The sequence below is a fragment of the Mesorhizobium sp. LNJC391B00 genome (assembly GCF_000502535.1).
Lineage (GTDB): Bacteria > Pseudomonadota > Alphaproteobacteria > Rhizobiales > Rhizobiaceae > Mesorhizobium.
This window is the reverse complement of the sequence record NZ_AYWI01000006.1, coordinates 468,631-482,757: the sequence shown is the minus strand read 5'-3', so window position 1 is coordinate 482,757 and position 14,127 is coordinate 468,631. Positions and strand designations below refer to the sequence as shown.

16 protein-coding genes are annotated in these 14,127 nt (G+C 61.0%); 10 read left to right on the top strand and 6 right to left on the bottom strand.

From position 1 onward, the window contains the following. The first annotated feature begins 17 nt into the window (after positions 1 to 17). Entirely contained in the window at positions 18 to 710 is a 693-nt protein-coding gene (locus tag X750_RS147475) for a GcrA cell cycle regulator (protein ID WP_023705165.1), read from the top strand. Between the two features lie 267 nt (positions 711 to 977). Next, positions 978 to 1,577 carry a DUF6456 domain-containing protein gene (locus X750_RS147480; RefSeq protein WP_023705164.1) on the top strand — a complete coding sequence of 200 codons (600 nt, stop codon included), beginning with the start codon at positions 978 to 980 and terminating at the stop codon, positions 1,575 to 1,577. A gap of 67 nt (positions 1,578 to 1,644) precedes the next feature. Here X750_RS147480 and X750_RS147485 read toward each other — a convergent pair whose 3' ends face one another. After that, positions 1,645 to 1,953 (bottom strand): hypothetical protein, encoded by a 309-nt coding sequence (locus X750_RS147485; RefSeq protein WP_023708679.1) that lies wholly within the window; start codon positions 1,951 to 1,953, stop codon positions 1,645 to 1,647. A 143-nt stretch (positions 1,954 to 2,096) separates the two neighbouring features. On the opposite strand from X750_RS147485, the gene X750_RS147490 reads away from it, so the two are divergent. Continuing rightward, the gene (locus X750_RS147490; protein WP_023747854.1) at positions 2,097 to 2,981 is read left to right on the top strand and encodes an NmrA family NAD(P)-binding protein; all 885 of its coding nucleotides are present in this window, start codon (positions 2,097 to 2,099) and stop codon (positions 2,979 to 2,981) included. 57 nt (positions 2,982 to 3,038) lie between these two features. Here X750_RS147490 and X750_RS1000000163760 read toward each other — a convergent pair whose 3' ends face one another. Both X750_RS1000000163760 and X750_RS147495 read right to left on the bottom strand, forming a co-directional pair. Beyond that, positions 3,039 to 3,836, bottom strand: a complete 798-nt coding sequence (locus tag X750_RS1000000163760; RefSeq protein ID WP_156932414.1) for a hypothetical protein — start codon at positions 3,834 to 3,836, stop codon at positions 3,039 to 3,041. Between the two features lie 116 nt (positions 3,837 to 3,952). Further along, the gene (locus tag X750_RS147495) at positions 3,953 to 5,227 is read right to left on the bottom strand and encodes a DUF763 domain-containing protein (protein WP_023747852.1); all 1,275 of its coding nucleotides are present in this window, start codon (positions 5,225 to 5,227) and stop codon (positions 3,953 to 3,955) included. 507 nt (positions 5,228 to 5,734) lie between these two features. Between X750_RS147495 and X750_RS1000000166470 the strand changes: the two genes are divergently transcribed. The 6 genes from X750_RS1000000166470 to X750_RS147505 all read left to right on the top strand — a co-directional run bounded on the left by X750_RS1000000166470 (position 5,735) and on the right by X750_RS147505 (position 10,729). Then, complete coding sequence (locus tag X750_RS1000000166470; RefSeq protein ID WP_198020990.1) at positions 5,735 to 6,388, top strand: ATP-binding protein; 654 nt, start codon at positions 5,735 to 5,737, stop codon at positions 6,386 to 6,388. Positions 6,389 to 6,447: 59 nt separating this feature from the next. Further along, positions 6,448 to 7,098, top strand: a complete 651-nt coding sequence (locus X750_RS1000000166465; protein ID WP_198020989.1) for a hypothetical protein — start codon at positions 6,448 to 6,450, stop codon at positions 7,096 to 7,098. Beyond that, the gene (locus X750_RS147500; protein WP_198020988.1) at positions 7,098 to 8,042 is read left to right on the top strand and encodes an O-methyltransferase; all 945 of its coding nucleotides are present in this window, start codon (positions 7,098 to 7,100) and stop codon (positions 8,040 to 8,042) included. Before X750_RS1000000166465 ends, X750_RS147500 begins: the two co-directional genes overlap by 1 nt. 60 nt (positions 8,043 to 8,102) lie before the next feature. After that, positions 8,103 to 9,179, top strand: a complete 1,077-nt coding sequence (locus X750_RS1000000164710; protein ID WP_032904564.1) for a DNA cytosine methyltransferase — start codon at positions 8,103 to 8,105, stop codon at positions 9,177 to 9,179. A gap of 15 nt (positions 9,180 to 9,194) precedes the next feature. Next, positions 9,195 to 9,608: a very short patch repair endonuclease gene (locus X750_RS1000000164705; protein WP_023747848.1), complete on the top strand. Its 414-nt coding sequence runs from the start codon at positions 9,195 to 9,197 to the stop codon at positions 9,606 to 9,608. A 209-nt stretch (positions 9,609 to 9,817) separates the two neighbouring features. Beyond that, complete coding sequence (locus tag X750_RS147505; protein ID WP_023747847.1) at positions 9,818 to 10,729, top strand: HNH endonuclease; 912 nt, start codon at positions 9,818 to 9,820, stop codon at positions 10,727 to 10,729. Between the two features lie 12 nt (positions 10,730 to 10,741). On the opposite strand, the gene X750_RS147510 is transcribed toward X750_RS147505, so the two are convergent. Continuing rightward, positions 10,742 to 11,203: an SGNH hydrolase domain-containing protein gene (locus X750_RS147510; RefSeq protein ID WP_198020987.1), complete on the bottom strand. Its 462-nt coding sequence runs from the start codon at positions 11,201 to 11,203 to the stop codon at positions 10,742 to 10,744. A gap of 195 nt (positions 11,204 to 11,398) precedes the next feature. Between X750_RS147510 and X750_RS147515 the strand changes: the two genes are divergently transcribed. Beyond that, the gene (locus tag X750_RS147515; RefSeq protein ID WP_023688994.1) at positions 11,399 to 11,752 is read left to right on the top strand and encodes a cupin domain-containing protein; all 354 of its coding nucleotides are present in this window, start codon (positions 11,399 to 11,401) and stop codon (positions 11,750 to 11,752) included. A gap of 759 nt (positions 11,753 to 12,511) precedes the next feature. Here X750_RS147515 and X750_RS147520 read toward each other — a convergent pair. Together X750_RS147520 and X750_RS147525 are read right to left on the bottom strand one after the other, a co-directional pair. Beyond that, positions 12,512 to 13,339 carry a metal ABC transporter permease gene (locus X750_RS147520; protein ID WP_023740094.1) on the bottom strand — a complete coding sequence of 276 codons (828 nt, stop codon included), beginning with the start codon at positions 13,337 to 13,339 and terminating at the stop codon, positions 12,512 to 12,514. Then, positions 13,323 to 14,117 (bottom strand): ABC transporter ATP-binding protein, encoded by a 795-nt coding sequence (locus X750_RS147525; protein WP_023735454.1) that lies wholly within the window; start codon positions 14,115 to 14,117, stop codon positions 13,323 to 13,325. Before X750_RS147525 ends, X750_RS147520 begins: the two co-directional genes overlap by 17 nt. Positions 14,118 to 14,127: the final 10 nt, after the last annotated feature.

Genomic DNA, 14,127 nt, shown 5'->3' with positions numbered 1-14,127 from the left:
AATCAATGGATACCGACATGACTGCCTATACCGACACCGAATTGCAGGAGATCGCCGTCTGGCTGAGGGATGGCCTGTCGGCCACAGGGATCGCCGTCCGCTTCACGGCGCTGCGCGGCAGTCCGGTCTCGCGCAATTCCATCATCGGCATCGTCCACCGCAACAGCGCGTTGAAGACCATCGGCTTCGCCAACCCCAGAGGCGGCAGGTCCGGCGGCCGACCGAGGAAGAATGCGACGGGGAAGACTGCGGCAAACGAGAATACCGCCAAGAGGAATCCGCCGGCGCAGCCAAGCAAGCCCGTAAGGGAAGTAGGAGTTTCGAAGCAGGCCGCGCCGGTCAAACCGGCCGCCAAACCGACCCGTCAGCCATCGGCCAGGCCTCTGTTGCCAGCCCGTCCGGCGCCCTCGATCCCGGGTGAAGGACGGCTGGTGGTGGACGGCGAAATCTACCGCTTCAATGTGCCGGCGCCGCGCCCTGCCTCGCTCGGGCGTCAGCCGCATGTCGCCGCCATGCGCTTCATCGACTGCCTGTTCGACCGCTGCCGCGCGCCGCTCGACCTGACGCTGGAGGAAGACCCCGACAACGATGCTCCCGGCAGCCGGCCGGGGCTCGAGATGCTGTGCTGCGGCCTGCGCACAAGGGCGCTGAAAAGCTACTGCGAATACCACCAGGCGCGCTTCCACCGGCCTGTGGCGGAGGTGGTGTGAGCGGCTGGGCTCCGTTCCTCGCCTCCGGACGACCCCACCAATGATCGAAAGCCGGCGGGACAGCGCCCCCCTCTGTCCTGCCGGCCATCTCCCCCTCAAGGGGGGAGATGTCACCACCGCATTTGCCAATCGCCGGCGTTGCAAGTCAGCGACGTGACCGAAGCTGCCAATCTCCCCCCTTGAGGGGGAGATGCCCGGCAGGGCAGAGGGGGGCGCGAAGGATCTCAACCTTCCGGCTCAACAACCCAATCCCACAAGGATCCCCCGATGAGCAAAAAAACCGCGCAGAAAGCCAAACCGCCGAAATTGCCTGCGGGCGAAGCCGAGCAGGTGCGCATCCGCCGCGAGATCGGCCATGATTTCGCGCTGAAGGACGATCGCTTCGGCCGCAAGCGGCTGAGCGTCGGCACCGAAGAGGCGCGGCGCGTCTACGAGGTCTCCAATGACGGCTACACCGCGACCGGCGGCATCGTGCGGGTGCGCAATGTCGATCCGCTGGTCGGCATCACCTCGCTGACCCGCCAGCAGCGTGAGGCCGGCCAGCGGTTTCGCGACGATTTCGAGCGCGCCTCGCGTGACGGGCTGCGGCCGATGCCGTGGGAAGAGCGCATTGACGGCGGCCGCATCAATGGCGGCATCCCCGACCGCGTGCTCAACGCCGGCCGCGCCCACACCCATGCCATCGCCGCCATGGCCCACTGGGAAGTGGCGGAGGTGGTTCGCAAAATCTGCCTCGAAGGCCAGTCGGTGAAGGCGCTCGCCGAACGCACCGGCGAGGGACGAGATGTGGTGGTGAAGCTGTTGAAGGTCGGGCTCGACCTTTTGGCCGTGGATTACGGGATGATGCTGATGCGGAAGCCGCGATAAGGCCGGCAGCCGCGTAGTGAAGCGGCCGGCCGGCAGATGCCGGCCGAACCGGTTTCACCCTATCGGATCACCGTTCGCAAACGCGAATTTCCTCGACGATCCTGTGATGATGGCGCCAATGCTTGACCAACTCTATACGGCAATGGCGATGGTGCCTGTGATACCTGTGGTACCTGAAGCCGTTGTCGTAGGCATCATACTGGTAGTAGGGGCGAGGAGCGTAGCGATCGTAATAGTCGCCATAGCTGTCATTGTACTCATCGTCATAGTAGCCGTTGCCGATGCCGATCACGACGCGCCCGCCGGCATTCGCCGGGGCGATCATCGCCGCCGCCGCAGTGATAGCGATAGCCGAAGCAAGCAGGAGCTTTCTCATAGCTGCCTCCTATTCAAGGTTGCGCTAATATAACTCGCTGGGCACGACCTCGTCACCTCCTGTCAGCATCGTCCCCCGATTTTTGAACCCTTCGCCGCCCCAGCCATTAATCCGGCATGAATCAGCAAGGGAAGGACGAGACCATGCATGTCATTCTTGGAGGTACCGGCCATGTCGGCTCGGCGGCGGCAATGGCGCTGTTGCGGCAGGGCGAGGATGTCACGGTGGTGACGCGCGACGAGGCGAAGGCCGCATGGTTGGTTGAACAGGGCGCGGAGGCCGCGGTTGCCGATGTGCTCGATGTCGAGGCGCTGCGTGAAATCTTGCGGCGCGGCAAGCGGGCGTTTCTGCTCAACCCGCCGGCCGATCCATCGACCGACACCGACGCCGAGGAGCGCAAGACGGTTGCCGCGATTGCGACGGCACTGGAGGGGTCCGGCCTCGAAAAAGTGGTAGCGGAATCGACCTATGGCGCGCAAGCCGGCGAGGGTGTCGGCGATCTCACCGTCCTTTACGGCCTCGAGCTGAAGCTGAAAGCGAAGGCCATTCCGGCAAGCATCAACCGCGCCGCCTATTACATGAGCAACTGGGATCAGGCCCTGGAGACGGCGCGGCGCGACGGCGTCATCACCTCCTTCTTCCCGGCGGATTTCGAGCTGCCGATGGTGGCGCCGCAGGATCTCGGCGAGGCCGCGGCGAGACGTCTGCTGGAGCCGACGGACAAGACCGGCACGCACTATATCGAGGGCCCTCGGCGCTACTCAGCCGCCGATGTCGCCGCAGCCTTCAGTGCGGCGTTGCGCAAAAACGTGCGCGTGGTCACGGTGCCGCGCGAGCGCTGGACAGAAACCTACGAAAAACTCGGCTTCTCCAAAGCGGCGGCCGAGTCCTACACCCGCATGACCGGGGCCACGCTGGACAAGCCGGCGGAGCCGGAAAACCCGGAGCGCGGCACGACCAGCCTGGAAAGCTATATTGCCGCGCTCGTCGAGGGGCGGCCGGAAGACCTGTTGAAGGGTGCCGCGTAAAGTGAAGGGTTGCTGTTGAGAAACAGGCGCTTCGACGACCTACGTGGCCCGCTATTCCTATTGCCTGACCGTTCGGCAGTTGCCCGCCGGCGGCGTGGTCTTGCAGATATCGATGGAGGTGCGCGTGTCGCCGTGACCGGTTTCGGTTATCAGATTCAGGTCCAAAAATTCGTATGTCACGAGGTATCGTATGCTGTCGTCGGGTATTTTTTGCATCGCCGATACGATCCACGAACCTGCTTTTATCTCGGTGAAATAGCTGTCGACCTTGCGTTCATACCATTTGGGTATCGGAACGAGGACGATGGATTTCTTGCCGTGGATTTTCCTGGCGGTCGGCAGCATGATCCGGTGAATGCCGACAAAGGCGCGGCTGTCTGCCAGGCGCCGTACGCCGTCCGCAAGAACCATCGTACAAGCTGACGAACAGACTGCGCCGACGGGGTTGGCGACGCCGAAGCGGAGGTCGCCCGGCCCGCAGGCTTTTGTGTCTGGCGCGCATTCGGAGAACTCCGTCTTGCCAACCATCGTGTCGAGCCCGCTGGCGCGGATCATATGGCCAAGCGCCATCGCCGCATCGGTCTCGCCGCCCGGGGAATTCAACGCCAAAGGCAATTTGCGGGGGCCGAGTTTTTTCAGCAAGGCCTTCAGCAAAGCTGGCGTGCCGGCCACGATGTGACCTTCCGCCGAAATCCATTCCGGGCATGTCGGCTCGCATCCTGGCGTGCTGTTGCGTACAACGACGAAGTGCATCGGCGGTGTATATGCCAGTATGGCAGGCTCAGGCGTCGTTTGGGCGATCGCGCCGCCAATCGCCAGCAGCACGAAAACCAACGTCCATGCGAATGTCTTCATGCCGAGCCTCGCCTGGCAGAGCATCACTTGAGAAATGGGTCTTTGCAAGCATATCAAAACAAGCCGAGTACGTGTTTCTATCGGCCGCGCACTATCTCTGCATGATGGACAGGCCGCTACTGGCGGCCCCTGTCTGAACCGTCGTCGCTTTCCGCCGCCGTCTCCCACCCAAACACACTGCGCCCGCCAAGCAGGTGCGACTGGTCGAACTCGCCGGCGACGATCTCCTTAAGGCTCGGCCCGGTGACGTAGCGCTCCAGCCGCCGCGCTTCGCCATCCAGCCGCTTCAGCGCGCCAAGCTCTTCCTCGCGGCCGAGCTTTGCCTTGCCGACGGCCGATTTCAGCACCGCGATCGTCTCGTCATAGACTTTCAGCGGCACCGGGAAGGGGTGGCGGTCCTTGCCGCCATGGGCGAGCGAGAAGCGCGCCGGGTCGGAGAAGCGGCAGGGCGCGCCGTGCACCACTTCCGCCACCATGGCCAGCGCCCGCACGGTGCGCGCGCCGACGCCGGGCACCAGCAGCAGTTCGGGAAAATCGGCCGGCCCGCTTTCGATGGCGGCCGAAATGTTGCCGTGCAGCCGGTGCATGACGATGTCGCTCTCGCGCACGTCATGATGCGCCGGCATCACCAGATTGGGCAGCATCGGCTGCGCCGGCAGTTTCGCAGGCGGTACTTTCGGCGGCGGCTCCAGCACGGCAAGCTCGTCAAGGATCCGCTCCGGGCTCATGGTCTTCAACAAATCGAGCTGTCCGGTCCGCGACGGCTCGGCGCGATGGTCGGTGAGGTTGACGATCTCGCCCTGCCGCTCGCCTTCGATCGCCGCATGCGGCTGGTCGACGAAGCTGGTCAGCCCTTCCGACAGCCAGTGATAGCGCCGCGCCTGGCGGCTGTCGCCATTCATGCCTTGCTGCACCACCACCCACCGGCTGTCATCGGTGACGATGAAGCCGTGCAGATAGAGGTCGAAGCCGTCCTGCACCGCCGCGCTGTCCACCTTGGCGACGAGGCGGCTGGCGGTGGCGAGGGCCGCGCCATCGATGCCGACGCGTTCGCCGATCGCGGTCAGCTCCTGCGGCGTCTTGCGCGAATGCGCGCCGCGCCCGCCGCAGACATGAATGCCGAACTCGCGAGACATCGGATTCAGCCCGCGCTTCAGCGCCCCGACGACCGAGGTGGTGATGCCCGAGGAGTGCCAGTCCATGCCCATGACGGCGCCGAAAGACTGGAACCAGAACGGATGCGCCAGCCGGCGCAACAGCTCGTCGCGGCCATAGTGATGGATGATCGCCTCGCACAGCACCGCGCCCAGCCGCGTCATGCGATCGCCCAGCCATTTCGGAACCCGCCCGCCATGCAGCGGCAAGTCCGCACTGCCGCTTCGCTGCGTCAAGTGAAAGCTCCGTGGCTAAGGCGCACCGGCGGTGCGCCTGTGATCTAGATGGCATTTGGGGGGAGATTTGCAAGCGTGGTGGCTAGCGGGTTCGTCGGCGTGCCGATGGACGATGAGATGCGCCCTCTTTGTCCCCAACTCGACTTCAATTACGGAAAAAACGATTTCGTCATCGACCGGGGCAAGCCGTGCTGCTCGGCGCCGACCCGACGGTCGGCCGCCCGGAAAGCGTGCGCTCCATGCTGGTGGTGGCGGTAGCGAATTTGGCTGATGGGTTCGAGGGGATGATGGGGATTGGAAGGAAGGCTATTGTTCGGAACTCTGTGCTATAGCGGGTCTTCGAGCTGTTCCGGAGGCGGCGGTTGGGTTGCTGCCGGGACAACCTCGAGGGAAAATTTATATGAAACGGTTGCGGCGCAAATGCCCGGGACATGGGGAAAACTATGTTTCCAATTGTCAAGGTAGATACTGGGCCGTAGTCTTATGACAGTGTTGGGGGGCAGATCGATGGCGGAAACAGAAATTCGGAAAACTAAGGCAATAGCGAATCCGACCAAGACGTTCTTCGTTCGGATGATCACACGAGACATTACCCTGGAGGACTGTATTCTCGACTTGATCGATAATAGCATTGACGGCGCTTGGAGTAGCGAGGGAAGCCGGCCGATGGGTTTGGCTGAAGAAGTAGATCTTTCAAAATATAGAATTGACATAGAAGCGTTGGAAGACAGTTTTTGTATAGTAGACAATTGTGGTGGCATGACTCTCAACGCCGCGATCAACCATGCATTCAGTTTTGGTCGGCAAGCGCTCGAAGAGCATGAGGATTATAGCATCGGTGTTTACGGCATCGGTATGAAGAGAGCTATATTCAAGATCGGTGGCGAAATCAATATTCGGAGCACTTACTTAGAGAGAAATGGTACCCGTCAGTCGTTTGTCGTTCCGATCAATGTGACCGAATGGCTGAAGAACGATGTCCCGCCGTGGGACTTTGATTTGGAGGAAAGCGATCCTCTTCCTTCGAATGGGGTTGAGATCACAATTAGCGAGTTGACAGATGGAGCAAAGGCGGCCTTCGCTAGCCCTGCGTTCCTGCAAAACCTCCGTCGCACCATCTCACGCGACTACTCACTGCACCTCAATAGAGGGCTTAGCTAAATAATATAGCTATTGCTGGGTGGACTATAGAACTTCGCCAGAGCAAAGAATTCGCTCCCGTGCGTATTGCGTATGAAGATTTTACTGGGCCCGATCGGGTGCAGGTAGAAGTCATTGGGGGAATGGCGGCTCCTCCACCAGAGAGTTCGGAGCCCGACGAAGAAGACGAAGGCGATAAGAGATTCGGTTGGTACGTGGTGTGCAACGGGCGGATCGTGCTTGCTGCTGACAAGGCCACTGTGTCTGGATGGGGAACCGAGAACTGGCCGCAGTGGCATCGCCAGTATTCGGGGTTTATAGGTATTATTCTGTTTACGTCGGCCAATGCTGGCGCTCTGCCTATGACCACCACCAAACGTAGCGTCGATCAATCGTCTGAAATTTACCGACGCGCCAGGCCCAAGATGCGGGAAGTTTCCCGCGCTTGGATCGACTACACGAATATGAGAAAACAAGCGATCGACGAGGCAAAAGTTGTCGAAGCAGCAGCAATCGCGGTGCCGATTTACCAAGTCGTCCCGCGGGCTGCTGTCTCGCTTCCAACATTTGTCGCTCAGCCGAAAGAGCGGGTTGCCAACGTCCACTACTCCGTTCCGGTCGCGCGATTAAAGCGGCTTGCCCAAGAATTCGGAAGCATAAATCTGCCGTACCGGGAAGTCGGTCTGAAGTCGTTCGACTACGCCTTTGACGACTTAGTCGGAGACGAATGATGGCCTCGTTCGATACGATCAACTACAGTTTGCGACCGAGTAAAACCATACAGCGCCATCTCGTATTCAATGGCGTTCATCACCTGCAGGGTCATCTCGATTTTGACCACCTCGTTTACATCGGCCTTGGGTCCATTTGGTTCACCGACTTCGCGATGGCTCACAAGGTATTGGGGATCGACGACATGATTTCCATAGAGGCTCAGGAGATAGGATACCGGCGCGCCACCTTCAACGCGCCCTATGCTACGGTTAGGGTAATCGAAGGGCTGTCGGGTGTCGTACTTCCGAAGCTTTTTGTGGATCCAGCCATCTCTAGGCGTCCTTGGATGGTTTGGCTGGACTACGATGGCGAGTTCGACGAATCGGTGTCCGACGATGTCCGCTCACTGGTGGAAAATGCTCCGGAAAACAGCATTCTCTTGATTACTTTTAACGGACACGAGATGTCCTACGGCAGAGCCCCTGAGCGGGTCGAACGATTACGAGACTTGTTTGGCGATGTGGTCCCCGACGATTTGCCGAAGAATGCATGCAAAGACGAGAGAATGCAGCAAACCCTTGCGGATCTGGCGCTAGATTTCACGCAATCGGTGGCGGCCGATCTGTCTCGTCCGGGAGGGTTCGTCCCGGCTTTTCGTATTGTGTACAAAGATTCTGCGCCTATGGTCACGGTTGGCGGTTTGCTCCCATCGAAAGGCGCAGCCAAAGTGGCGCGCGATCTGGTCGCCGATCAAAGATGGCGTTGCAAGCCGACAAAGCCTATCATTGCGCCACATTTGACGATTCGTGAGGCTGCCTCTCTTCAGGCAATGTTACCCAGAGCGGGAAAGCTGACGCGTGTGATCGTGCAAGGGCTCGGGTTCGATCTGGAAGACGATCAAATCGAGGCTTTTCAAAACTACTATCGGCAGTACCCGGCCTTTGCCCAAATCCTCGCATAGATCATGCGATGGAGTTTGGTCTATATTGGCAGTGTATATTACCAAGGATTAATGATATAGATGAGACCGGTCAAGCTAGTTGATCTATTTTGCGGCGCAGGCGGGTTTTCTCTAGGAGCACATCTGGCTGGATTCAATGTTGCTGTGGCCGTCGACAACGACCCCATTCTTTCCTCCTCCTACTCTGCAAATTTTGCCGATACGCGGCTATTGACACGGGACGTTTCGAGCCTTTCCGGCGTAGAGCTTCTAAAGGCCGCCGGAGGCTCGATCGACGGCATATTCGGCGGGCCTCCATGTCAAGGTTTCAGCGACATTGGCCGTCGTGACAAGGATGATCCCAGGCGACAACTGCTTGGACACTTCTTCCGCATCGTTAAAGAACTTGAGCCGTCGTTCTTCGTCATGGAGAACGTTCGAGGGTTGGCGAATTCGGATGCGCGCAACGTTCTCGACGAAGCGTTGGCCCAAGTGAGTGGGAGGTACGAGCTTCTCGGTCCGCACATTTGGGATGCCGCTGCGTTTGGGGCAGCCACGAAACGACAAAGGCTGTTTGTCGTTGGCTATCGCAAAGATCTTCAAGCCATGGTTACACTGGAAGATGTCGAGCGGCAGCGTTGCCCGCCAGTGACCGTGCGAGCCGCAATCGACGACTTGGGTTGTGCGTCCGAACTTGGCGAAGTAGATGGGTTCGACACTTGGAAATTGCCGCCAACACGCAGCGTTTCCAAATACGCTCGGGGTTTGCGGGCAGCTAACGGCTGCTTCACAGGGCATCGTCCTACGCTTCATACACCGAAGGTGGTTCAGCGATTCCAATCGGTCCCTCATGGTGGCATGGACAAGATTGGGCGCCATCCGCGACTTTCGTGGGAAGGTCAATGTCCGACCCTCCGCGCCGGAACAGGATCGGATAAGGGGTCCTATCAGTCTGTCCGTCCAATCCACCCAGACGAGCCCAGAGTAATCACTGCGCGGGAAGCCGCTCGGCTACAGGGCTTTCCAGATTGGCACTTGTTCCATCCGACTGTATGGCATTCGTTCCGTATGATCGGCAATAGCGTGTCGCCGATCATGGCGCGGGCAATTTTCACTGCAATCCGGACTGCCTTGTATGACGAAACCCGACCGCGATAGCAGCAGAGTGAGTGGATGGATCGTCTAACATCCGAGCGCCGTTCTTGGTTGATGAGACGGGTCAAAGGGAAAGATACCCTGCCCGAGATGCGGGTTCGGCGTGTCGCGCACGCGTTAGGCTATCGGTTTCGGTTACATCCGTGTGATCTTCCTGGCAAACCTGACTTGGTGTTCCGGAAGCATCATGTCGTCGTATTCGTGCATGGCTGCTTCTGGCATCGGCATCCAGGTTGCAAGAAAGCTGGCATGCCGAAATCGAAAACGGAATTCTGGGAGGCAAAGTTCAACCGCAACGTTTGTAGAGATCGGGAGAATGTTGCCGAACTTGAGCGAATGGGGTGGAAGGTGAGGGTGTTGTGGGAATGCGAAACGAAAGATCCCAACCATCTTCCCGAGCTGATTGCCGCCGCTCTGGAAGCTAGTAAATAGAGGCAAGCCTAGCTCTGCCAAGCCGATGTGAGGTTGCGGACGTTGTGGACCGTCCGCCGGTGGGAAACCTATCGCAGAAGGCCGTCCTCGCTCTCCTATCGGGTGCTATCATGACGCAGAACTGGGCTGCGATACGAGCCCCGGAGGCTCGCGAGACAACCCAATAAGCTGCTACGCTCAAACTCTTTGAAATTCTTAAGGATTGGATCGTGAAAGCCGTTTTCGATCTGAAGCGGAACTCTGGCTACAAGGATAGCGAGGGCCGCTATCATTTCCCTGCCCGCTACCTAGAGGGGGCTCGCAAAGCGGTAGGTGATTGGGTCCTTTATCGCGAGCCGCGACGCAATGGCGGTCGGCGCGCCTATGTCGCTGCAGCTCGCGTGATTAGTGTCGAGCCGGATCCCGAGCGAGCCGGCCACTACTATGCCCATGTGGCGGACTATCTAGATTTTCCGACGCCCGTGCCGTTCGTCAATGATGGCCGCTATGCGGAGACGCTGCTGCGCACCATCGTGGATCCCAGTCGCGTCGGCCAAGCGGTGCAAGGAAAGTCGATACGTCCGATTCTGATCGAGGATTTCGACGATATCGTGTTGGCCGGCCTCAGCGAGACACTTGATCCCGCCAACGCTAGGAAACTCGGCCTCGACATTCTGCCCGTAGACGTTTCGTTTCCAACACATATGGGAATGGCCGAGGCAGTCGATCGACGCGTCGAACAGATATTGTTAAACCGCAAAGTCCGCGACGCGACTTTTCGGCTAGAAGTCTGTCGAGCCTACGGGGATACATGCGCAGTCACCGGCCTGCGGATTATCAACGGCGGCGGCCGGGCTGAAGTTCAGGCCGCGCACATCAAGCCGGTTGCGGCCGGTGGTCCCGATGTTGTCCAAAATGGCATCGCTCTATCAGCGACCGTGCACTGGCTTTTTGACCGGCATCTCATCTCGATTGACGAGAACCACCGGCTTCTGGTCGCCCATAACCGGGTGCCTAGCGAATTGAGAAACCTCTTCCGTCCGGACCATCAAGGGTTGCACTTGCCGTCGGATCCAAGGCTGTGGCCCAATCCGGCATTTCTTGCTCATCACCGAAACGAATTCGCTGGGGCGATACACTGATCAAACGCTGCCCTACCTCACCCTCTCGACCACCGCCTTCTCCACCGCCGGCTCCAGCGTTTCCGCGAACGCTGTCGCCAAATGATGCTGGTCGCGGTAGGCGATCTTGCCGTTGATGAAGACGTGGCAGGTCCTGGCGTCGCAGAACTGGCTGGTCAGGTCGATGTAGCTGGCGCCGGGCACGGCGCGTACGACGTTGCGCTCCACGGCGGCGTTGGCGTCGTTGGCGGCTTCGGCGCGCTTCTGGTCGCACAGCGACGGCTTTTCGCCGCGCCACAGCGCGCGCGCCACGCAGGTGTCGACATGATCGTCGCTGAACGGCACGTCGCGGATGACGGCAACTTTCAGCCCGGCCTGGCTGAACGCGGTGAGCGTCGCGTGCAGACCGGCGCGCCCGTCGGCATCCTGGCTGACGGGCGCCTGCGTGCCGGCTGACATCTTGTCCAGGCTGTCCAGCGCGATCTCCGAGATCACCACCAGGTTCGGCCGCGCGGCGATGATCTGCCGGCAACATTGGGGGAGATTCTTCCTTCTCCCGGTGAACGGGGAGAAGGCCGCTCTCCCGCCTCCTTCGCCAAATCTCCGACATCCGGGGTCGGCCCTTGCGTTGCCCCCGTCACACGCATCGGCTATCCAACCGGCAGCCATGCAATTCAAACGGAGCCTCCCATGACCAACACCACCATTTTCAAATTCGGCGCTGTCGAGCATGCCGAGGGCGGCGACTTACCGGGCTGGATCGTTGTCGCGGGCCGGCCGACCATGCAGACCGCCGTGCAGCACACCACCGCCGACGGCAAGGTGCTGTCGGGCACCTGGCGGGCCTCGCCCGGCACTTATCACGCCACCTACACCGACTATGAGTTCGTGCACATGATCGCCGGCCGCATCATCATCACGCCCGATGGCGGCACGCCTGTCGAGGTCGGTCCGGGCGATGCGTTCGTGGTCGAAGCCGATTTCAAGGGCACCTGGCAGATCCTCGAGCCGGTAACCAAGCACTTCGTCGTCAAGCTTGCTTGATCGACGTCGTCAGGCTTGCCTGATCGACGTCGTCAGGGTCGCCTGATCGGCTCGTCGTCAAGCTTGCTTGATCGCGTCGTCGGCAGTTCCTGATCGGTGCCGATACACCTCGGCCGGCGCGGTTCATCGCCAGCGTCCCCCTCGCCCAGCAGGGGGAGGGGGACGTAGCGAAGCGAATATCGGTTAAGAGGGCGTCACCTCGTTCGCTTCGAACCGATGCGGATCGAAAAGCTGAGACGATGGCGTTCTGCGGAGCCTGGTCGAGATAACGCAGGCCAGGACTGCTGCCGGGTCGCCGGCGCGTCAGCCAAGAGCGAGCGGCGCACTTCGAGAGTGCATGCCGCCCGTCCGGCGCCGGGCCGTCAATGCTGTTGTTACGAAACCCCCCAGCCCCGTCTCAACCGCCACGGCCATGGCGTGACCCATGGCTTGCTATACGCATGCAGCACCGCGGTCTGTCAACGCCGCCCGCAATGGCCGCGCGAGGTCCCTTTTGCGCCTCCCGGCCAGCTTTCCAGCCGGCCTCGCGCAAGCCATTCGCCGCTGCAAAATGCGTTTGAAATGGCGGTTTTCCGGGCATTCCGGCCGCTCCGGAGCGGACCTTTGGCGCGACAGAGGTCGCGATCTAGGCGATTGGATGAATTTGTCTTTCGCGGCTGAAACGTTTCAGGAGCCGGATTGTAGACCGGACTTTTTTTGGGTGTATTTCCCTGACGTCAGTTTTGCAGCCCGCCCGATCGACCTGCCGGAGGGCAAGCCTCAGGGGCCGGCGTCGGCGCTCTGAGTCTCTCGGACCGACGGGCGCCGGACGATGCCGCTGACGACATAGGCCGCCGCGCCCAGCGCCGTGATCCAGAAGCTCGTCGGCCAGTCGGTCAGGAAGGCGAGCGTCAGGCTGATCCAGGCGATGATCACGGCAAGCGCGATGGACGTCAGCACGCCGGCTCCGACGCCGCTGGTAAGCCTGAGCGCGGTGGCTGCAGGCGCCACCATCAGCGCGAAGACGAGCAGCACGCCGACGATCTGCACCGCCTCGGACGTGGCGACGGCGACCAGCACCATGAACAGGGTCGAGACAAGAGTGAGCGGCACGCCGCGCGCTTCGGCGAGTTCCGGCTGCAGGCTGGCGAACAGCAGCGGGCGCGCGATCAGCACAAGAGCTGCGAGGATCGCCACTGCCAGGACCGCAAGCACGATGACGGTGCGCAGGCTGATGCCCAGCACATTACCGAACAGCACGTTGGTCGCCTGGGAGGCGAAGGCGGTGTAGAAATGCAGAAACAGCAAGCCCAGGCCGAGCGACAGCGTCAAAACGATGCCAATGGCGACGTCGCGATGCGCGCGCTCCCCCAGCAGGCCGATGCCGATGCCGGCGGCGACGGTAAACACCGTGAGGCCGAGAAACGGCGACAGCCCGATCAGACCGGCCCCGGTGGCACCGGGAAAGCCGACATGGGAGAGCGCATGGCCGGCGAAGGTCTGGCCCCGGAGCACGAGGAAATAGCCGACCGCGCCCGAAACGATGCCGACAATGGTGCAGGCATAGAAGGCGTTGCGCATGAATTCATAGTCAAAGATCGTGGACATGCGCCCCGCTCTCCAGTTCGACATCGTCGGCCATGACGAAGATGCGGCCGGCAACCCGCACCACATTGATATGCGTGCCATAGAGTTTCGACAGCACCGGACCGCTGATGACCTCGTCGACGGAACCGATCGCCGCCTTGCGGTTGCCGAGATAGAGCACGCGGTCGACGGCGCGCAGCAGCGGGTTGATCTCGTGCGAGCAGAACAGCACGGCAATGCCGAGCCGCTCGCCGATGTCGTGCACCAGGTCGATGATCGCGCGCTGATGGCCCGCATCGAGGCTGATCAGCGGCTCGTCGAGCAAAAGCAGTTGCGGATTGCCGATCAACGATTGCGCAATCAGGATGCGCTGGCGCTCGCCACCGGAAAGCTCGCCCAAGGGACGGCGCGCGAGGCTGCCGGCGCCCACCTCTTCAAGTGCCTTCCACGCCGCCTCCTTCTCGGCAGCCGATGCGACGGGCCAGCCCCAGCGATGCCCGCCGGCGGCACTCAGCACGAAGTCGAGGCCGCTGACGCCGACATCGCCAAGCGCGCGCCGCGCCTGCGGCATATAGCCGATGTCGGCGTTGCCGCGCGTCGGCGATTTGCCAAGCACCGAAATGGCGCCGCCGGCCGGTTTGATCAGGCCGAGAATGGCGCGCAGCATCGTCGTCTTGCCGGCGCCATTGGCGCCGAGCAGGCCGACAAAGGCGCCTTGCGGTAGAGAAAAGGAGACGTCGGATAAAACCCGGCGTCCCCCATAGGTCAGCGTGACCTTGTCGAATTCGATTGCGTTCATTTAGTCACAT